Genomic DNA, 21041 nt, shown 5'->3' on the forward strand with positions numbered 1-21041 from the left:
CAGCTTTTTCCGTAAAACTCTACCACATCATAACAGCAATTTTTTCATCTCTATTGTGGTAGACACGAACTCTTAAGATATATTGACGACCTGTAAATAACTTTACACGAAGATTTACATTACGTTCTTCCCCACTATCGTCGTCTGCTTTAATGTAGCGTGGCTCCCCATCAATAATTTCATAAATGCCAAGTACTGAATCTGACAATCCAAAAGTCGCAAAGTTGTATTCTCGAGTTGCCTCAGGTTTGATTCTGAAATTTTGCTGGCGCTCCTCTCCAATTTCTAAAGGAATAGACAAAAAGGGACTTAACTCAATTTCATGCTCAGGTAGAGCAGGGTAGAATTTTAGAGCATATTCCTTATCTTTAGCAGACAAGCCTCCTGCGGGTCTAATTCCTGCTGCAAGTTCAGGTGGTGCTTTAATGAGTCCTGGACCGAAAGGATACTCCATTACAGAGTTTGGATCAAAAGTTGAACCTTTAACTTCACGAGGATCAAGTTTGCGAATAATATTATTGTACGTCGTCTCCCGAGACCAACTGTTCGGTGGTTGAGCTAAGTCGGCATAGACTCTCTCTTCATCCCAAACGATTCCACCATTTGGATTTTGATGTTCATGTGGAAAGCCTAATGTATGACCAATTTCGTGTATCGCAGTATCGACTTCCTTAGCATTCCTGGTTAGATCCCAGCCAAAATTCATCGTTCTCTCGTTGATACCACGATTTAAGATATCTCTTCCAAGGTACGACCACGAACCATCACCTTGCAGAAATCCGATACGAATTTCTGCTTCAGTATGTGAACTCACTTCTTTGAACTCTAGTCCAATCCCTACATCTTTCCAAATTTGGAAAGCTTTCCGTACAACATTTTTTTGCCCTTCAGAACCTTGCCAAGGTTCCTGATTAAAGAAATAGTAGTGAAGTACAGTTCCATTGAGCCACTTATTGCCAAGCAAAATTATGAATTGTTGCCGAGTTGGATCAATGTCCGGACTCAAGACTCGCTCAACAGTTTGAGGCATGGAGCAGTACTGATGCGTTGATTCAGACTCCAATGAAGCTTCATGTAATGCTGGTTCTTGCTTTGCAGAATCAACTTTTTGTTTAGCCATAATCTTCCTTTTCCTCCAGTTAAAATTTTAGAAAGCTTTGAACATAAAGAGAAAACTCTAAATTCATTGCAAAAAGTCAATAACCAATTTGGCTACTTCAGGTGCATGGCTGAATGGAAATCCATGACCAGCATCTTTGATAGTTTCAAGCTTTGAACCCGGAATTTTCTCCACTAGAACACTACTATTTGCAGGAAGTATGGCTATATCCTTATCTCCAGTAATAACCAGTGTAGGGGCTTTAATATCCTGCAAGCTACTACACATATCGTGTGATGTGATCGTTTGTATCTGTCGCAGAAAGCCACTCTCTTTGCTGTGAAAGGGAGATGTCTTTGCCAAAAAGTCTTGTGCTTTTTTCTTATTATCTGAATCTGTCAGATATGACGGCGTAAATAGGAAATCCACAAGGCTGCCGCCAATTAAACCTGCAAGAGCCGCTGGCAAGCTACAGGAGCCACCTGCCATTGTGCAGCCCAATACTAATTTATTGAGTTTGTCAGCATGTCTCAGAGCAAACTGCTGAGCAACCATGCCGCCCATACTTACGCCAAAGACATGAGCCTGTCCTATTCCCAAGGCTTTCAACAAACCTCCTGCATCATCTGCCATATCAGCGATCGTGTAATTCTTCACTGATGAACTCGTTGTTTGCCCAGCATCTCGATTATCAAAGAGAATCACTTGATAGTGCTTTGCAAGTTCATTAGGCAACTCGTCTCCCCAATCTAAAAGGCTAAAACTCAAACCCATAATCATCAGTAGGGGGTAACCACTACCCTTCACTTCATAGTGAATACTAAGGTCACCAACCGTAATTTGTGACATATAAAGTCCTTAATAGAGTGGAGATCCAGCAATAATTCGTTCAAACTCAAAGCCAGTTTTCAAAACTTGACATTGGCTGATTTCGCTAAGTTGATTAGTTCTCTTTTTTACCGTTATCCAACCAGATGAGAGCTAAAGCAATAATGCTAGGCAACGACTGAACTATAAAAGCTGTTGGGCGTTCTAAGCTAATACTGCCGTAAACTCCTGCGGCAAATGCACATACTAGAATAAAGAACGCAGGTTTGACTTTTGGTATCTTGGGATTTGTCGCCAGCAATCCCCAAAGCGCGCCAGCACTGAGAAAGCCATTGTAAAGCCCTAGATTATGAGCAAGAATTTCGGATTTTTGCTCTATTGAGAAGCTCCCAAGCAATGTTTCTTGAACGAAAGAAGATTGCCACAAAAACATCTCAGCTAGTAGAAAAAGGAAATGAGCAAGTACAGTCCAAATAAGACAAAGGTTGATCCAAAGCCTGGGCTGAAGCAGGAGTCTCATAAAATTTACTCGAGTTTAGCAGGTTTTTCAACACAATCCAAAAGGGGTTCAGATTTTCTACTTTCCTGCCCGATCAAATTCTTTAAAGTACTTAATTCTTTGGAGGTGACACCAAATCCGGAAAAAAGTTTAGGTATTTCTCAAGGTTAAACTAATAGACTCCCTATTCTGCACCTCAACTGTCACATACGCTCTTTGGAGTTGGTGAGGGCAGCTAAATTCCCCAATTTTTAAGTAAAAGTACTCAGAACAAGAAGGAACGAACCTAAAGATGAAGATCCCTTCTTTAGCTTCCTTTTGGAGAGACTGGAGAACGGCAAAAGCGTTGGTTGATGAACTGAAATCAGAGGCTGTTTCTAAAGAAATGTAAAGGGGGCGGAAGCGAGCGATCGCAAACGCTAAAACCTTGATTGTTTTATGGAGTGGCTGAACCATAATCGCAACGTATTCGTCGCTTATAAAGCTGCTTTGGGCTTTATTTGGGACTGATATCTGTTTAAGTCCCACTAAAAGCAGCGACCGCTTTTCGCCTATCAGCGATTTTTTAATTTGTCATTGTGCCGAATGTATTCAATTGCAACGAGTAGCGCCTCCAGCATGACTTCGTAACTTGCATCAGGAGAACGGTTGAGCGTCATCAATTCCGATTGTTCTCTAGCAATGAAGCCGTAAATCACTGCGTTGACCATCCGCATGACATCAATTAATGCATCATCACTTAATTCATACAGTTGCAGTGACTTTTGGAAAAAGCGGAGCGAGTCTTGTATGATTTCAGCTTCTTCCGGATCAGTGGGTCGCATTTGATACTGTGTCATCACGGTATAACGCGCCCGATAACATCGCGCAAAGCTTCGTGTCGCCTGTGCGCCTGCACGGAGCAAGGCGTGAGGTTCTGTAATGCCAGCGGTTTGTTGTCGGCACTCCGCTAAATAGTTGCGCCAAATTGTCAAGGCTACAGCTCGTTGTAGTCCCGCATTGCCATCAAGGTGCTTGTAGATGGCAGGAGGCTTGATCCCCAATTCCCGTGCCACCCGATTCACGCCTAGAGCCGCTTCTCCTTCTTTGTCAAGGCAAGCGATCGCAGCTTCAATTACATCCTGTCGTGACAGAGAATTTTCTTTCGTTGGACGACCCATTGCCAGAACCGAATAAAGTTAATACACTTAACTAAAAGTGAATCTAATTAACTTTATCAAGATTTATCCCGTCCCATCGCTTAGAGGGTAGCTATGGAGAAGCTAGGTACAGACTCGCGCTTAAACCTTGCGGTACGTGCTGCTAGCGAGGTGGCCGCAGCCCACGGGCTTTCGTTTGAACGGGCGCGAGTACTACAAGACCTGAGCAACGTGATTGTGCATCTGGTTCCAACACCAGTGGTAGCACGGGTAGCAACAACCACAGGAACGGTTCGTCAGGGAGATGGATGGTTTGTCCGCGAAATGGCTGTGGCTCGGCACTTGGCAGCGGCAGGTGCACCTATAATTCCTCCTAGCACAGTGATTGAACCTGGACCGCACCAGCACGAGGGATTGGTGTTGAGCTTTTGGGAGTTTGTTGAGATATTAGATGAGCCATTCGATCCATTTGTGGCGGGTCGTGCGCTGCGCTCTTGCCATGAAGCGCTGATAGATTTTTCGCTCACCCTGCCCATCCTGGCTCTGATTACAGAGGGAAAACAGCTTCTGACACAGCAGATTGCTGAATCTGTTTTTGATTTAGCCGATGCAGAGATCCTCGTTCAAGTCAGTGAAGGATGGGAAAGACGGTTGGCTGGTCTGCCCATGCAACCGCTGCATGGCGATTCGCATTCGGGTAACGTACTCAACACCTCGCAAGGGGTGCTGTGGACGGATTGGGAAGATGTGTTTATCGGACCGATTGAGTGGGATATTGCCTCTCTGGTGGCAAATCCATATGTCTTTGGAACGGATAGAGAAAAAGCAGCAGCAGCCATGAGGGGGTATGGACAACTTCTCGATAACGCCGTTCTGGATTTATGTATTGAAGTCCGAACGTTTGTGGCGCTAGTGTGGTCGATCGTTCTTCATCAACAGCACCCTAGTCCACAACGGCAGGCTCGTATTGAGAGACGACTGGAATGGTTTAGAGAGCGGGAAGGTCTGGTATGACAGATCTTGTGTTTACTTCTGCCTATCAACTCGCGCAGATGATTCGCGCTCGCCAAGTCTCTGCCGTCGAAGTTCTTGAGGCTCACCTTGCTCAAATCAACAAACACAATTCAAAGCTCAATGCCATTTGCACGCTGGATGAAAACAATGCCCGTGCAAGAGCCAAACAAGCGGATGAAGCCCTCGCCAAAGGTGACAATTGGGGGGCGTTACACGGCGTTCCCGTAACGATTAAGGACATTTTTGAAACCGATGGATGAGGCATTGGAACCGTGGGATGTCTGGCTTTGTCCAGTAGCGGCAACTCCCGCCTTTACCCATCGTCCTGCCTGGAGTGCAATCGACATTGATGGCAAACCCTATCCCCATGCAGTGGCAAACGGGGCTTATACGATGCCGTTTAATCTCAGTGGACATCCGGCTGTGGTGATTCCCATTGGGCAAACTCAGAATGGTCTACCGATCGGGTTGCAAATTGTCGGTAAGCGGTGGAAAGAGATGGAACTGTTGGCTCTAGCGCAAATGATTGATAAAGTAATTGGTAATTTTCAGCATCCACCAGGGTATTGAACAATCTGTGATGCTTACATCTAGAAGCATTCCCCTATCATCACTGCCCCCTTTCAAAAACACTTACGACTTCGTAAAGAAGATATTTAGGTAATTTCTATTTGCCAATGCGTAAGCCCGATAGCGGAAAATTATTGATAAATAGGAGGAAAACTCTACAAATCATTATTCAACTCCCCGACGATATCAATAGTTAGGTGGCTCTTAAGAAGTAGATCGTGAATCAAGCACCGATTAGAACACAATCCATTCCAGCATTAATCGGTAAGACTATATATCCACAGCCTTATGCTGCTCTTGTGGAAGGACGATTAAAGCGAAAACTGGGAGAGTATTAACGAGCAGCCATTTAAGGCTGTCAAGTGATAACAAACGGGGGGATAGCTTTATGTAGCTAAAACTGATTGGGTATTGATACAAATTATACTTTTCGCGGTGGGAGGCAATCTTCATAATGGCAAGCTGTACGTGTCAACCAGCATGGAAAGGGTTGCTTTTATGGCATCTAAGTTAGCCAGTCCTGTACCCGTTACTGTGATCACGGGCTATCTAGGAGTAGGTAAAACTACACTGTTAAACCACATTCTGACTCATGAACACGGAAAGAAAGTGGCTGTAATTGTCAACGAATTTGGGGAAGTTGGCATTGACAGCCAACTCGTCGTTGATGCCGATGAAGAAATTTTAGAAATGAATAACGGCTGTATCTGCTGTACTGTGAGGGGAGATCTGATTCGCCTGATTGGCAACTTGATGCAAAGACGCTCCAGGTTTGACCATATGGTCATTGAAACCACTGGGTTGGCTGATCCAGCGCCTGTGATCCAATCCTTCTTCGTCGATGAGGTGATGCGATCGCAAACCCAACTGGATGCTGTTGTTACCGTAGTAGACGCCCAACACATCTGGGAGCATTGGGATGCAGAGGAAGCCCAAGAGCAAATTGCCTTTGCCGATGTGATTTTGCTCAACAAAATTGACCTCGTTTCTTCCTCTCAACTAGAGGAACTGGAGCAGCGGATTCGAGGCATGACTCCCTTTGCCAAACTCCATCGCACCCGAAACTGTGTAGTTGAGATGGACGCGGTACTGGGAATTAAGGCTTTCGACTTAAAGCAAGCACTCAGCATCGACCCCAATCTGCTCTCCGAAGATGCTCACGAACACGATGAATCCATTTACTCTGTTTCTATTGTTGAATCGGGAACCGTGAGCGGCGATAAACTGAATCGTTGGTTGAACCAGTTGGTTCAAGTAAAGGGACCGGACATCTTTCGCATGAAAGGCGTCCTAGATGTAGATGGGGAGGAGCGTCGTTTTGTATTTCAGGGCGTTCACATGCTCTTGGATGGAAGACCTGGTCGCCCCTGGAAACCTGGAGAACTACGCAGGAATGAACTCGTATTTATTGGTCGCCATCTCGACGAAGACCAATTGAAACTCCAGTTCCGGGACTGTTTAGTTGAAGTGTAATCAGGCATACGCGGGTAAGGTCGGGGATACTGACTCAGATGTTGTAACGGTAATGTTGACTACAAAATCGCTCCCACTAGCCCTGATAGTGTCTAGGCACTTTTTAGAGAGCGATTTTCATCTTGATGGAAGACAAACACTGTAAAGGCGAACGGCGGTTCCGTCCCGACAAATGTACTTCACACTAGCTGCAAACCGCTGTAAATTACGAGAGAGGAAGTTGGATGAAATTACAGCATTATTTAGGTGGACTAGAAGGACTTGACTCAATCGATTTTGAAAAGCGTGTATTCGTTGAACCCTGGGAAACCCGGATTTTTGGCATTCACGTTGCCATGATGGGTTTGAGCAAGCACCTGAGTGAAACCTTGCCTCAGTACCCAATCGAGCAGGTGCCAACGCAATTCAAAAGCATCTGGACGTGGGCAGATCTGCGGAAAGGTGCGGAAGCCATAAACCCTTTCGATTATTTCCGGTTCCGCTACTACGAAAAATGGCTGGGCGGAATCTCTGGGTTCTTCATCCAACAAGGGTACATTTCCCAGGAAGAACTGGAGGCACGGACAGCAACCTACTTGGAAAAAACCGATGCTCCCATGCCTGAAGTGCGTGAGCCTGCCATTGATGACCAGGTGATTGAATATCTCCGCAGCGGTGACGCAGCAATTCGAGATGTAGATTATTCGCCCCAGTTGAGTGCAGGTCAGAAGGTCAAAGTGAAAGACGTTCCCACCACGGATCACACCCGTCTGCCAGGATACCTCCGCGATAAGGTTGGGGTAGTGGATAAGGTTTACGAAGGTGCCTACGCCTACCTGTGCTCAACCGGACCCGATGGATTAGGCGCTCCGATGTACGTTTACAGAGTTCGCTTTGACCCTAAAGACATTTGGGGTGAGTTGTCAGAAGGCAATTCCTGGGTCTATGCCGACCTGTTTGAGGTTTACGTTGAAGCAGCTTGAAATAGTTGGATAATCGGAGGAGAGTTTAAAGTGAGCGAGCGTTTTAATTACGAACCCGATCGCGAAGCTGAAAGTGCTGCAAAGGTAAAGGCACTGGAGTCGTTGTTGATTGAAAAAGGTATCATCAGTAGCGACACGGTAGATAAAGTCCTCAATTTCTTTGAAACGGACTTCGGTCCGTTTAACGGCGCAAAACTAGTTGCTAAAGCTTGGGTCGATTCAGAGTTCAAAGCCCGTCTGCTGGAAAATACACCAGAGGCGATCGCACAGATGAATTTTCCACGGGGCATGACAGGAGCTGAGGGTGAATATATGGAAGTGGTGGAAAATACCCCTACGGTTCACAACCTGATCGTGTGTACGCTCTGTTCGTGTTATCCGTGGCCCATGCTCGGATTGCCTCCCTACTGGTACAAAGACCCCACCTTCCGGGCACGAGCAGTTAGAGAACCTCGTAAAGTTCTGCAAGAATTTGGGTTGGAGTTTGATGACTCTGTTGAAATTCGCGTGTGGGACAGCAGCGCTCAGATCCGCTGGTTCGTTCTGCCAGAACGCCCGGAGGGAACTGAGAACATGACGGAGCCACAACTGGCTGCATTAGTCACCCCAGAAGCCATGATGGGTGTGGCAAAAGTCGAAGCCCCTGCATCTCATTGACCATCTCCTGATAAAACAACTATGCAAATTAAGTTTGAACACTTTGCTGTCACTAGCATGATGGGCAGCGAAACGTCTCCCCCGCGTGGCAATGGTGCGTTGAAATTTGAACGTCCCTGGGAAGAGCGGGCGTTTGGCATGGCGATCGCCCTTTCCAAGAAGGGACACTACGAGTGGGAGGATTTTCGCCAGGAACTCATTGCGTCTATCGCTGAGTGGGAGGCAACCTACTGCAAGGATGACCCAAGTTGGGACTATTATCAACGCTGGCTTCAAGCACTCCTCCGCATGGCGACCGAATTGGCTCTCATCAGCAATGAAGAACTTAATGCCCGAACGGCTGAGATTCTGCAACAAGAAAATGCTGCACCAGACGGCTTGATTTGAGTGTTAGCTCTAGTGCAAGGGCTAGGAGCCGCCGATGAATTTCGCCGTTAGCACTTCGGCTCCTAATCTGAGCCGAAAATGAGCGTGTCCTGTTAACAGGACACGCACTAAAATGAATTACTTTAGGCTTTTAAGAATGCTTTCGTTCCTCCACGCGAGCGTGAACTTGCCCCGGAGTGCACAACTCATATCGTTGCTAAATTCCGGTCGCCCGGAATTTAGCAACGCCCAACCTACCAATACTTAAAGCAACTCTATCATTGGCACTCATTCTACCCCTCGAAGAGTGGATGTGCGAGCGGGTTCTTTTCTCTCGCTCCGCGATCGTTCGCACCTGAAAAAACTTTTCGATCTACTGACCTTGCTCAGAGCGCCCCTTTCCATTAGAAGAATTTCCAGGAGGATATTGTAAGCCGCAGAACTGACAAAACCAATAACAAGCTGTCCCATCTCTCCTCGGCTGATTTGCCGTCCGGTTTCGATTGCCTGCTCTAGTTGCTTGAGAATGCGCCAAGCAGTAGGGGGAAATCGGAAAGCGCTTACTGAGATTACTGAGACAGATAAATGCACTTCAACTTTTACTAAAAAAGCATTTAACACTCAAACGACTATCCCTCCCGCCAGTTACACTGAATCATCAATCCAGCCACAACGAGGGCAATCGAAGTGAACCAGCTCTGGGACATGGCAGGGGAATTGATACCCACAGTTGGGACAATGCCCTGTAAAGAGTGGGTGCGTGTTTAAAATTTCCCACTGCTCCTCTCTGGTTAGCCGTTGCGGCAGTGGCGGTATTTCTTCACCGTTATAGTAAGAGCAGCGTTCAAGAACTAGCTCCAAATCGATATATCTTGCCCCAGCAGGTTCCCACAGTTCAAGAGGGGAGGCGTTTTGGTCTTCTCGGAAGTCAAGGCAGCGATCACCATCAACGCCAAAGGGGTGGACAAGGCAGACTATGTAAGGTGAACGAGCATATAACTGGCAGCGATCGCACTCAGGGAGCTTGTTCATGATTCGCACCCAATACCATCATTGTCTCTTCCGTCAAAACGGTGCGGATCGAGTGATAACACCCGGAAGTTCCGATGCGTAATATCTTTACAATCTAGATCAGGAGGTGCTGGAGGAATACAAACATCTGGGTAGAATGGGTCACGGTTAGTAGTACTTGTTGGAGTGGAAACAGGAGAAGGACTGGTTGCAGTAATCGGGGTTGGTCTGGGAACAGCATTGCCAGAGTTCTCATTATTCGAGCGCTTACCTCTTCGATAGTCCCAAGGCATCACAGGGTTGGTTTGATTCCAGAATCCTAACCTTTGAGCCTTGGCTTGAGCTTCAGCAGCAAGGTATTGGTCTTTAGTCGAGGAGCAACCGTTCAAATATTGGGTATAGACAACAGCTTGCCCTTCCTTGACCATTCTCAGATTGACCGATTGGTTTCCCAGGTACAACTCCGCAACAGTTCTACCATACTGGTCGCGATCGATTTCCCTGACTTGTACAGCTTGACCAAGTGGTAGTAATTGCTTCAGACGGTTAGCCGATTGTTGCCCCCAAGGTGCTTGAGTAGACTCAGGAGCATCAATGCAGCCCAACCTAACAGTAATTGTTTTTCCGCCCTGTCTTACTCGCAAAGTGTCCCCGTCCCCTACACTCATAACCTGCGGCAACTCATGAAGAGCCACAGCAGGAGTGGCAATAGTGGCAGAAGCTTCCGTTGCAGGGCTAACGCTTTGTGAGGGTTGCTCACTTACAGGCGTTTGGGGTTGGCTATTGCAGCCAGTTGCCAGCAGTAGCAGTGCAGTAACGAGCCAGCGCATTCAAATCCTTCAAGTCGAATTACTCTAACTAGAGTTCCCAAATCAATCTAACGCTTGAACAGTGTGTGTGAAAAAATAGATCTGCTGATTGAAAGGGAAGCGCCTCTGACACACGAACAACTAGACTTATTCAACAACGCTACCTTCAGAACCACTGGCAGGCAAGGGCAACTGACTATGGAGGCCACTGCACTAAATATGATTAATTTTGTTTTCGTTTTTAATCCAGAACTTTGTGAACATCTTTGAAGTTTTGCAAAATTTGTTCTTCGGGCAAAACCTCCTTTAGTCTCTGATAGCCGTGAAAACCCCAACCGCAGCCTATGATTCTGTTAGGGTTCAGAATGTTTTTGACCTCAATTATGTCCCTGATTGTATCTGTGAAAAAATAGAGTTCATTCAAATCCGTACCCCAATCCTCGGCGATCCGTTTGATTGACTTAACCTTGCTGAAATTCTCGCTAAAACCGTGAATAAAATCGAAGTTCAATCCCGCTTCCCCGGCGAATTGTTCCAGTACAGGTTGATAGGCAGTTGAAACTATGGCCATCTTTACGTTTTTGAGTTTTTTCAATTCACCGACGAAACCCCGGAACAATTTCAGGCCGACTTCGGCTTTAATATCGTATTCTCTCTTTCTGAATTCCATAAGCTCTTTGAGTTGTTCGGGTGTGTATTTTTTGTCGGAGGTGTAACGGGGTTTGACCAGCCTATCGTTTAGCAGTTTATCTTTGATTTGAGCTTTGGTTAGTTCGGTTTGTAGGCGATAATGAGCCTCCAGGGTGGCTTCCCAGGAATCCAGAATTACCCCGTCAAAGTCGAAAATTAGGTAGTTTTCAGCCATATATGGGGTGATGCCAAGATATATGTGAAATAGTGCAACGAGTAGCTGAAACATTGATTCTGTCGAACCCTTCTGAGACTTTTTGCAGTTCACACCCTCCTACTGCTAGCGAAAACCCTTATACGGCTTGTAAGTAGCAAGGGAACACAAATGTACGCGCTTGCCTGAAATGCTTATTATAAGTGGGTTGTAGCTGTGACCCAAAGCAGTAGATTCCTTGATTTGATTTTTATCACAGGAAAATATCCCAGGAACTTGCTCAAACAACAGAATTACGTTGTTGCTGAGAGTGAAAGTTTTATCGTTATCACAGGAATTAGTCCTTACCGTACATTGCTCCTTCGACTGCTACTCACACCCCGAGAACGTGTCCTGTTAACAGGACACGCACTCAAATGAATTACTTTATGCTTTTAAGAAGGCTTTCGTTCCTCCACGCGAGCGTGAACTTGCCCCGGAGTGCACAACTCATATCGTTGCTCGCATTCCAGCCGACCGGAATTTAGCAACGCCCAACCTCACTTTTCTGGAAGCTTCTCATTAGTTACATTCATTCTACCCATCCAAGAGTGGATGTGCGTTCGGGGTCTTTTCTCTATATGGCCTTCCTCAAAGTAGGCTTGTAATTTATCGATAAACTCGGAGCTGTGGGATAACAACAAACCAGTCTTCAACGATTTCCCCCGTAACCTCATGTGTCCTGAGATGCCGGAAAATACTTCTAAGTGTCACCTCACCGAGCTGAAACTGGAATTGAGCGGGTACAATGCCCTTTTGTGTTAATTTAGCCTTGGCAGACTTTGATAGCGCTCCAATCTCAATTCCTTGTTGAGTCAGAATTACCCAACCATCTCCAAAGTTATTGACTTTCATTTGGAGTGATTCACCTTCGCGGAGAGCTTTGATAACTGCCTGCTGATTTCTAGTAGCCCAATACCCTAAGTTGATATCACTGGGAGTTAAATCAAAGTAGAACAATTTTTGGGGAAGATTGGGATTTTCCTGAGCGATCGGATGGCAGCTTACTCCAGCCTCTTGTATAAAATGGCTAAGTTTAGTACCGCATAATATTAGTTCTGACCTGGCTCTAGTCATGGCTACATAGAAGAGCCGCCGTTCGGATTCATTTGTCGAGAAATCATCGGTTAATAAAATTACCTGGCGAAACTCTAATCCCTTGGCACCATGACAACTCGTTACTAGGACGGCATTTTCTTCTAGAAATGCCTCTCCAGTTTCATTGAATTCAAATAGAGCTGTGAGAATTTCATCGACGCTAATTGGTAAAGCCAACTCTTGTGAGTCATAGCCTCGTTCCCAATCTAAATCACTGGCAATTTTCAGTAGGATTTTGGCAGTGGGTTCTGACTGTCGATAACTCCAACGCTCAAACAAGCTGACAAACAAGCGATAAACGGATTGAACGGAAGTGAGAACTATGTGATTGTTTTCCTTTAACTTCTCAATGAGCTGGCAGGTTATTCTATGTCTAACCAGCTTAATTCCATCTTTCCTAAGTGCATAAGTGGGAATCCCTTGTGACTCCAACAGCAAGCGAATAGGATTGAGGTGATTCCATTCACGCGCTAACACAGCAATTTCCGACGCGGGAATTCCCTGTTGCCGCCAATTAAAAATTGTTTGCTTAATCCAAGCAGCTTGCGATGAAACGCTGTTGAAACTAAAGGCTCTCACCGGCAGTCCTCGTTCGTCCAGCCTTTTCGAGTTGATGCGGACTTGCTCTTCCGGTTTGCGTTTGCAGCGATCGCTATTATGCCGAATTAGTCGATTCGCTGCCTCAATGATTGATTCCGTGGAGCGGTAATTTTCTGTTAGGATTAATTGCTCGGCTTTATATTCAGCTTGGAATTGCCGGATATATTCAGGGGTCGTGCCCTTGAACTGATAAATGTTCTGGTCGTCGTCCCCAATAACGCACAGATTAATCTGAACGGATCGGGATGCATCCTCAGATTCTCCCAGTCCAGCAATTGCCTTAATTAAGCGATACTCATTTTCGGCTACGTCCTGGTATTCATCGACAAAAATATACTCAAGATTGCCCAGCAACTGAATGCGCCGCGCTTGGGTATCTTCGTCGTCTAATTCATCGGCTCCTTGCTCGATTAGTTCGCAGGCTTGTTGGAGCAGCTTCTGAAAATCTATCTCCCGCGAGTATCGCTCCTGGCTGAGCGTGCGCCCCAACAGTGCCAGTGCCAAACCATGAAACGTAAAAACTCGCAACTGGAACGCCAAAGGTCCAACCAGGTCTTGCAACCGCACTCGTAACTCTCTGACGGCATTGCGGTTATAAGCCAGTACCAAGATTTGGTCGGGAGCGACGCGCTTAACCTTCACTAAATAAGCAATGCGGTGAACGATCGCTCTGGTTTTACCCGAACCGGGACCAGCAATGACGGCTAGCGCGGGACTTTCGCTCAAGACAATTTCTTTCTGAGCTGGGTTTAACGCTCCCATAATGCGCTCGTAGTCATCCTGAGTAACTGGGCGTGTGACTGCCTCGGTAGCCAGTTCGGGGTAAGTTTGGCACAATTCGCTAGGTGGCAGGCTAAAGTAATTGGCAACTAACTCCTGGCGTGCTTTGTTGTCGGGCATCAAACCGTACTTCACCATAATGTGAATCCGGCGAGTCTGCTCGTCGTAATGAGCTTTCACTTCTGGGTAACGGCGGGTAATGGTATCTATCCTGGCTCCCTTAATCACTTTGATTTTGAGCGCTTGCTGGAAAAGATTGAGTCCCTCCGTCAATCTGAGCAGTTTCCGTTGGTGCAGCCAGAGCAATACAGCTTCGAGTTCTCGCTCGTACCAAGTCAGTGGCTGCGTTTTTTTAGCTACATCTAATAGCAGTTGCCCCAGTTCGGACTCCACCCGCATCCTCGCACCCGTTACCTCGTGAAGTTTATCGTACAGAACCTCGATGACTACCCTCGCTAACGTTTCATGGCGCTCTATGTTTTCTAAAACCTTCAGCCCCTCCAACCGGACGATATCTCGACCGACTTGAGCTAAGCGAACCCACTTCATCGCCACCCAGCCCTCTAAAATATCTAACAGTGCCGCCGCACGTATTTGCAAGCTGCCGTCCGGGTCTAGGCGAGAGGCTAACCCTCGCAAATTTACCTGAAACCGATCGCTTTCGCCCTGAATGCCCAGCAGTTCTTCCAGCAACTGCTTCTCCAACGTGCGAACGCGCTCGTGATTGCGTCGAGCATCACCCTTAACGCCTTTAGTGACCAGGAAAGCGAGCGGAATTTCATACGAGCAAACCCCAGCCTGTTGCAGTTCGCGAAGGCATCGAATTAGCTCCTTGGAACTAATCCCAGACTCATCACTCAAGCGATCGAGAGGAAATGCTTTATCCTGCTGGCTGCAATACGATGAAGCAAAGTGCATCGCGGAAATCAGCCGCTTGAACTCTTCTACTCGACAAGTTGGTAGGTTTTTAGACTGAGTGTACTTTTCAAACTCTCGGTAAGACTCATTGGGTGTCTTGTGAACCAGTTCAAATTGAACAAAGGTGGATAAATTTTCCGCCCGTTCTAACAATCCAAAGCTTTCTAGATGGTGCAGGGCTACCTTAATTTTGGTGTCTCGCTGCTCCGGCTCCCCAGCAAACTCTTCATCGAGCAAACTAGCTTGAAAAATTTCATTGGCGCTAACCCAAAACCAGTCTTGCGATACTTTGTCTCCCTTTTGAAGGCGATCGCGCAAACTCCTGGTCGAAATAAAGATATTGTGGAGGTTTGCCTCGCTCAGTTGATTGAGGCTTTGCAAGAAAAAGTTCGTCTCGGCATCTTTTTCATCGAACAAAAGAGTACAGGTGGCTGGCTCTCCATCACGTCCCGCTCGACCGGCTTCCTGAATGTAATTCTCCAAATTGGCACTCATCGTGTGGTGAATCACACACCGCACGTCAGGGCGGTTGATGCCCAGGCCAAAGGCGCAGGTAGCGGTTACCACGTTCAACTCACCCGCCTTGAATGCCTGCAAGACTTCATCTTTTTCGCTCTTATTGAGCTTGCCGTGGTAGTATTTTGCTTCAATATCTGCTTGGTTGAGCAAGTTAGCTAGCTTTTCGGCGTTTTTCCGAGTTGTGGTGTAAATGAGAACGCATTTACTCTCACGCACAGCCTGCTTAACGTGTTTGAGTATGAGTTGCTCTTTGTTGCTGCTATTACAGCGAATGACTTGATACTTGAGGTTCTCTCTGTTACTACTAGAGAGAATTTCTCGACTGATTTGCAAACCCTGCTGGACAAACAGTTTTTTGATATCATCTCGAACCGCCGCTGTCGCCGTCGCCGTCATTAGCGCCAGCCGAGGCAGGGATAGCTGTTTCTCTTGGTAAAGTTCTTGGATAAACTTGGGAACATAGCGGTAGTCGGGTCGAAAATCGTGTCCCCACTGGCTGATACAATGAGCTTCGTCAATCACCCACAGCGCCGGGGGTCGTTCCTGCAAGAGCGCTCGAATACTGAGCGAGCGCAACTGCTCTGGGCTGATGTAGAGTAATCCCAAGCTTCCTTCTCTGAGTTGCTCCAAGCGTTGGGAGCGTTCAAGAGCAGTCAGGTTGCCATTGATAAAGGTAGCGAAGTTAAGATTATTGGTGATGAGGTCTGCCACCTGGTCTGCCATCAAAGCTTGTAGCGGGGAGATGACAACCGTAAGGGCTTTGTATTTATCCCAAAGCATGAGGGCTGGCAGTTGGTAGCACAGCGATTTTCCCCCTCCTGTCGCCATCAGAATCAGCGGTTGTTCGCCCTTGAGGATGGACTGTACCGCCTCCTCTTGTATCGACCTGAACGCTGGAATATTAAATTGTTCGAGGTAAGGATGGTAGGTGAACCCATCAGGTAGAAGAGGGCGCACTTGGGCTAATAGTTTCTCAAATCCCGGTAGATGGCTGAGCCAACCAGAAAAGACGGCATTGGATTGAGTTACCTGGCACTCATAGTTCCAGGCAATGAGCGCTGCAACACACAGGCGAGTGTCAAAGTCATGTGTTACTGCATTGCCAAAGAAGCTTTCCAAATAGTCTCGGTCAAATCCCGCGATCGCAGCCTTAGGCAGTTCGTCTAAAATAGGAGCCTCAACCGCTTCCAAATCGATAAGGGTGAACAGTTGTTTGTAAGCACTATCGGCTTCTTGCGTGCCATACGTTAGCAGCCAGCTATACGCTCGTCCAAGTGATGAAGGCTTGTTCGACAGCTCTGTTAGAATCTGCTCTAGCAGAACTCTAGTAGCGTGAGCATCTTCTAAAGGATTGTTAAGAGAATAGTGACTCGGCTTGTACTCCTTGTTCAGCTTGTGAGATGACTGAAGTGGAAAAGCCAACACTGATAACTCCAGCGTGTCGATAATCGACCAAGACTGCAATTCAGGTTTTTGTTTAACCAGATAGGGATAGTCAAAGCGCCGGAAATTATGACCGCAGATTGACAACCCGCTTTGTTTGAATTGAATGAGTTGTTGATAGGCAGGAGCTAAAGTTTCTCTCTCGAAGTCTTCTTTGAGAATTGAGGAATCTAACCCCAAGCGGTATATGTTTTCTTGAGAATCTACTTCTAAATCTAAATAAATATAATTTGAATCTAACTTGGCTTTGACATCAGCACTGACACCCTGAAACTCTTCTAGAAGCGGCATGAACGAGTAATTGGCAGAATATACACTACACATCCTACTCATCCCCAAGCTTTATCGTAATCCGAAAATTTACGCAAGAATTTCCTACTCCCTCCTCATCGTCCCAAATTCTCATAAACTCCAAAGGGCATGATCGTTCACCCAAACGGCTGACCCCACCGTTCCCAATTCTCTTTGTTGAAAGGAGACTGCCATTTTTTGATCAGCGCTAATTCTAGCTGCTGCCGGGGCTTTCTCTGCACGGGAGTGTTCCACCAAAAGCCAATACCAACCCCTGTTTTCATCCCGTATCGATAGTGCAAGTCCTGATATTTAGACAAGTACTCTTTGCAACCGTGATTGTCCTTCCATCGATGGTTGGAACGGCACGTCTCGCCAATGTAGAGAACAAGCTTACCACTGGGAGTGTTAGTGTCAGTCGAACAACTTTCAGTGGTAAGCGGCACGGCTATGTCGAGAACAATGTAGATACAGGAATCCCCTGGACTGTCTACAGGCCATCTCCAAAATGACATGGGTTGCAGCAGTAAGCTGAAGGGGTCGATCGTGTCTGGATCGACGTGGGCCGGGGAGATACCCAAACCAGGTAGATCGAACAGCGTGTCCTGCTTGGTTGGCAGGCTTGCTTTCGCCTGCTGCTGATAAGTGGCAATTTTCGCTTTCCACGCTAACAGAGCATCAGCGCTCATCACCAACCGATCTTGTCTGCTTGGTGACTTGGGGTGGCGTGGAAGATTTGAGAATAGATTGAGTTGAGTCGGTTCCAGGGGTTATCTTCTGAATGGTGCCTTTCTATTTTCCACTCTCTTGTTGAGTTGTCCAATCGCCGCAGCAATATGTACCATGACAGCTCGACTTGCGGCACTTACGCCTCAACAACTACCTTATGACATCGAACTACCTCACGCTGACGTGCCATAAGCGATACTAAGAGAGTTCCTTTCCACAGATGGCTGCAATGAACGCAGGCGATCGCTGTTCTCGACGAAGCGAGAAAAAGAATTACACCCACCCCACAACTTCCACAATTTGAACGATCGCTAGTTCCCTCTCGATATATGCCCTACCCTTCAAGGACTAGGGAAAACATGGAATAAGGGTTTTCTGGAGGAAATGGGGAACCGTGGGAGTAATCACACCTAGTTTTAGGGGAAATAAAGCGAGAATAATCATCTTATAGAAAACTTAGAGATAAGCCATAGGTATGCTATATAAACTTCCTATGACTGATTGCTAGAGTGGAATAGTTTATTAATCCACAAATAACTAATTATGTCGAAACGTTCTTCTAGGCTATCAGTTCAAGGCTCTAAAATCGCTAAAAAATCTTTTGACAATGTTGGGTATACAAAACAAAAATTAGCGATCGAAGCTGAACTATCTCAAGCTACTATCTATAACTTCTTTGCTAGTAAGCCTGTTGAAAAAGAAAACTTCATCAAACTCTGTCAAATTCTTCAACTAGAGCCTAAAGAGGTTGCTGATTTATCTGAGCCTGAGACTATTGAATTAATCGACGAGCTAGTTATAGAAGCTCGGCAAAAATGCCAATCAAGTATTATTCAAAAATGCGGAATAATGCGCGTACTAGATATGCAACATTCTATTGAGGTCAAGCATATTTATACAACGGTAAATATTTTGGAAAAAATTAGTAAGAATCAGCGAAAAAGCATTGATGAGCTGACCCGCGAATACTCATCAAATTATTCTGAGCAATTAAGGTTTCTTAAAGTTTCTCAGGAAAGAGTATCTGGGTTAGAAGCTGCCAAAAAGTATGAAAAATTGATGGTTCTAGGAAAACCAGGAGCCGGAAAAACAACCTTTTTAAGGTATCTAGCAATCCAATGTATATCCGGAAGTATTTTCAGCAATTATCTCCCAATTTTTGTATCTCTCAGGGATTTTGCAAATCCTGATTTAAAAATAGGTTTACTTGATTACATCTGCAAAGAAGTATCCAATAACAAGGTTGACAGGAGCGAAGTAGTTTGCTTGTTTGAAGCCGGACGAATACTATTATTACTAGATGGATTGGATGAAGTTCGACAGGAATACGACAAGCGTGTCTTAAGAGAGATTAATAAGATTTGTCAAAGATTTTCTAACATCAAATTGATAGTGACTTGCAGAATTGCTGCAAAGGAATATACATTTGAGCAATTTAGAGATGTAGAAGTTGCTGATTTTGACCAAGAACAAATCCAAGCTTTTGTCAGTAAATGGTTCTCAGCCAAAAATTCTAACCTCGATAAACGCTTTATGGAAAACATTAGAAACAATCAATCAGTTAAAGAACTAGCTAATAATCCGCTCCTACTAACTTTATTATGTATTGAGTTTGAAGACGCTGGAGATTTCCCTAATAGCCGTACTGAATTATATCAAAGGGCAACCCATACGCTTTTAAGAAAATGGGACGCTACTCGTGCTATTGAACGGGATAATGCTTATAAACATCTTTCAGTACCACGTAAAGAAAATTTACTTAGCCATTTAGCTTTGATAACCTTTGAAAAAGGGGAGTATTTTTGGAAACAACGGAATGTGCAGGAATATATCGCTTCTTATATTAAGAACTTTCCCGAATCCTCTGATGCCCCAGATGCTTTACTGCTAGATAGTGAAGCTGTCTTAAAATCTATTGAGTCCCAGCATGGGTTATTAGTGGAAAGAGCCAGAGAAGTTTATTCATTTTCTCATCTAACCTTCCATGAGTACTTTACTGCCAGAGAAATTGTATCTAAAGCCAATCCTGAGCAATTTGATGATTTGGCTCTGAAGCTCTTAGTCAAATACACTTTTTATAAAAAATGGCATGAAGTTTTCCTGCTAACTGCTGAAATGTTAACAAGTGCTGATGTCCTTTTGCTGTTAATGAAATTTCAGATTGATAGAGCAGCCGCACAGGATAGACATATTCAGGAATTATTAACTTGGGCTAATCAAAAATCTCTTCAAGTATCTAGCTCTCATCTTCCTAATGCAATTAGAGCCTTTTACCTTTGTCTAGCTGCGGGTATTTGTATATTAGATAATACCAATTATCCATTTTTGGAAGAGTGGCAATCCTTAGACATGAGTGATTTATTAGAGTCGTTAGACCCCCGCCTACAATTAAGTTTTTACATAGGCTCTGGTATGGGCTTCGGCATGGGAAATTTTCATGCTTCTCTTGATGATACAAATCTAGCTTTAGACTTTAATTTGACTCATGCTCGCGCTCAAGCCTCTTTGTTAGATAGGATTGCCAATAGAGATATTGAAAATGATGAATTTACATCTATTGTTCTCTGTCAATCCGATGGTTACAAAGCCGATGATTTTGATGAGATGGATAATCAACATCCAATTGATGACACTAATTTCTATACATTATCTGAGGCTTTATATTTAGCAATAGAGGTGACTGAGGATGAAGAGTTTCTCGATGAGCTTGTTCAACTATATCAACAATTACCACAAGGTGTTTACGAGCATTGGGATGAATATTATCAGTGGTATAAGAATGATAGTGGTACTTGGGGGGCTAAACTCAAAGACTTAAATAGGAAATATCGCAATATTGATTATGACTGGCAATTAGATAGTAATAAAGAATGGGGAATGTTAAGAGCCTATTGTTACGCTAACAAATTATTATTAGATTGCCTTCATTCGCAATGTTATGTCAATCGTGAGACTAGAGAATATATCCAAACAACATTGCTTTTACCCTTTAGTGAAATTCAAAAAATGCTTGAGGCATAGAGAGAAATTACAATATAGAACATTTGCCAGAACTTTGATTTTGAGAGCAACAGAACATTATGACCTCAAGGAATTGCTGCCACAGCCTGTGGCAGATTTTGCCCGTCCAGTTCTGCCACATTGTTTGACAGTTCTTGTACCTGCTGGGTATATATAGTGGGGACACCAAACCCCTTTTTTGTCGAAACGCCAACATGAAGTGCCAACAAGAGCGAGCGCACTCGTCCAATTTTCCCAGGAAAGGGTAGCGACGACATCGCTTGCCCACTTCAGTTTGCCGCCCGAGCAATCGCAATTCCACAGTTATCCCTAACGACAGAGCATGGCTTCTA

18 protein-coding genes are annotated in these 21041 nt (G+C 45.3%); 8 read left to right on the top strand and 10 right to left on the bottom strand.

The genetic code is table 11. The features are described from left to right. Nucleotides 1-19 precede the first annotated feature (19 nt). The 4 genes from NDI48_24585 to NDI48_24600 form a co-directional block, all read right to left on the bottom strand. Nucleotides 20-1120: a matrixin family metalloprotease gene (locus tag NDI48_24585; protein ID MEP0834346.1), complete on the bottom strand. Its 1101-nt coding sequence runs from the start codon at nucleotides 1118-1120 to the stop codon at nucleotides 20-22. A gap of 63 nt (nucleotides 1121-1183) precedes the next feature. Continuing rightward, nucleotides 1184-1948 carry an alpha/beta hydrolase gene (locus NDI48_24590; protein ID MEP0834347.1) on the bottom strand — a complete coding sequence of 255 codons (765 nt, stop codon included), beginning with the start codon at nucleotides 1946-1948 and terminating at the stop codon, nucleotides 1184-1186. Between the two features lie 94 nt (nucleotides 1949-2042). Next, a complete protein-coding gene (locus NDI48_24595; protein MEP0834348.1) occupies nucleotides 2043-2360 on the bottom strand; it encodes a DUF1304 domain-containing protein in 318 nt (105 codons plus the stop codon). Between the two features lie 620 nt (nucleotides 2361-2980). Then, nucleotides 2981-3586: a TetR/AcrR family transcriptional regulator gene (locus tag NDI48_24600; GenBank protein MEP0834349.1), complete on the bottom strand. Its 606-nt coding sequence runs from the start codon at nucleotides 3584-3586 to the stop codon at nucleotides 2981-2983. A 93-nt stretch (nucleotides 3587-3679) separates the two neighbouring features. On the opposite strand from NDI48_24600, the gene NDI48_24605 reads away from it, so the two are divergent. From NDI48_24605 to NDI48_24635, 7 genes are all read left to right on the top strand, one after another. Beyond that, nucleotides 3680-4579, top strand: coding sequence for an aminoglycoside phosphotransferase family protein (locus tag NDI48_24605; GenBank protein MEP0834350.1), 900 nt, complete (start codon nucleotides 3680-3682; stop codon nucleotides 4577-4579). Then, nucleotides 4576-4839, top strand: a complete 264-nt coding sequence (locus NDI48_24610; GenBank protein MEP0834351.1) for an amidase family protein — start codon at nucleotides 4576-4578, stop codon at nucleotides 4837-4839. The genes NDI48_24605 and NDI48_24610 overlap by 4 nt, the downstream gene beginning before the upstream one ends. Beyond that, on the top strand, nucleotides 4832-5149 hold the full coding sequence (locus NDI48_24615; GenBank protein MEP0834352.1) for an amidase family protein: 318 nt from the start codon (nucleotides 4832-4834) through the stop codon (nucleotides 5147-5149). The genes NDI48_24610 and NDI48_24615 overlap by 8 nt, the downstream gene beginning before the upstream one ends. A 498-nt stretch (nucleotides 5150-5647) precedes the next feature. Then, nucleotides 5648-6622 carry a GTP-binding protein gene (locus NDI48_24620; GenBank protein ID MEP0834353.1) on the top strand — a complete coding sequence of 325 codons (975 nt, stop codon included), beginning with the start codon at nucleotides 5648-5650 and terminating at the stop codon, nucleotides 6620-6622. Nucleotides 6623-6846: 224 nt separating this feature from the next. Further along, nucleotides 6847-7584, top strand: coding sequence for a nitrile hydratase subunit beta (nthB, locus tag NDI48_24625; protein ID MEP0834354.1), 738 nt, complete (start codon nucleotides 6847-6849; stop codon nucleotides 7582-7584). A 30-nt stretch (nucleotides 7585-7614) separates the two neighbouring features. Next, a complete protein-coding gene (gene nthA / locus NDI48_24630; GenBank protein ID MEP0834355.1) occupies nucleotides 7615-8241 on the top strand; it encodes a nitrile hydratase subunit alpha in 627 nt (208 codons plus the stop codon). A 21-nt stretch (nucleotides 8242-8262) separates the two neighbouring features. Further along, complete coding sequence (locus tag NDI48_24635; GenBank protein MEP0834356.1) at nucleotides 8263-8628, top strand: nitrile hydratase accessory protein; 366 nt, start codon at nucleotides 8263-8265, stop codon at nucleotides 8626-8628. Nucleotides 8629-9252: 624 nt separating this feature from the next. On the opposite strand, the gene NDI48_24640 is transcribed toward NDI48_24635, so the two are convergent. The 5 genes from NDI48_24640 to NDI48_24660 all read right to left on the bottom strand — a co-directional run bounded on the left by NDI48_24640 (nucleotide 9253) and on the right by NDI48_24660 (nucleotide 17648). Further along, nucleotides 9253-9639: a hypothetical protein gene (locus NDI48_24640; GenBank protein ID MEP0834357.1), complete on the bottom strand. Its 387-nt coding sequence runs from the start codon at nucleotides 9637-9639 to the stop codon at nucleotides 9253-9255. Continuing rightward, on the bottom strand, nucleotides 9636-10448 hold the full coding sequence (locus tag NDI48_24645; GenBank protein ID MEP0834358.1) for a thermonuclease family protein: 813 nt from the start codon (nucleotides 10446-10448) through the stop codon (nucleotides 9636-9638). The genes NDI48_24640 and NDI48_24645 overlap by 4 nt, the downstream gene beginning before the upstream one ends. A gap of 220 nt (nucleotides 10449-10668) precedes the next feature. Beyond that, complete coding sequence (locus NDI48_24650) at nucleotides 10669-11292, bottom strand: HAD family hydrolase (protein MEP0834359.1); 624 nt, start codon at nucleotides 11290-11292, stop codon at nucleotides 10669-10671. Nucleotides 11293-11919: 627 nt separating this feature from the next. Beyond that, nucleotides 11920-16992: a RecQ family ATP-dependent DNA helicase gene (locus NDI48_24655; protein ID MEP0834360.1), complete on the bottom strand. Its 5073-nt coding sequence runs from the start codon at nucleotides 16990-16992 to the stop codon at nucleotides 11920-11922. 104 nt (nucleotides 16993-17096) lie between these two features. Continuing rightward, the gene (locus NDI48_24660) at nucleotides 17097-17648 is read right to left on the bottom strand and encodes a hypothetical protein (GenBank protein ID MEP0834361.1); all 552 of its coding nucleotides are present in this window, start codon (nucleotides 17646-17648) and stop codon (nucleotides 17097-17099) included. Between the two features lie 583 nt (nucleotides 17649-18231). On the opposite strand from NDI48_24660, the gene NDI48_24665 reads away from it, so the two are divergent. After that, nucleotides 18232-20709 carry an NACHT domain-containing NTPase gene (locus tag NDI48_24665; protein MEP0834362.1) on the top strand — a complete coding sequence of 826 codons (2478 nt, stop codon included), beginning with the start codon at nucleotides 18232-18234 and terminating at the stop codon, nucleotides 20707-20709. 65 nt (nucleotides 20710-20774) lie between these two features. Here NDI48_24665 and NDI48_24670 read toward each other — a convergent pair whose 3' ends face one another. After that, the gene (locus NDI48_24670; protein ID MEP0834363.1) at nucleotides 20775-20966 is read right to left on the bottom strand and encodes a hypothetical protein; all 192 of its coding nucleotides are present in this window, start codon (nucleotides 20964-20966) and stop codon (nucleotides 20775-20777) included. Nucleotides 20967-21041 lie beyond the last annotated feature (75 nt).

The sequence above is a fragment of the Microcoleus sp. AS-A8 genome (assembly GCA_039962225.1).
Classification (GTDB): domain Bacteria; phylum Cyanobacteriota; class Cyanobacteriia; order Cyanobacteriales; family Coleofasciculaceae; genus Allocoleopsis.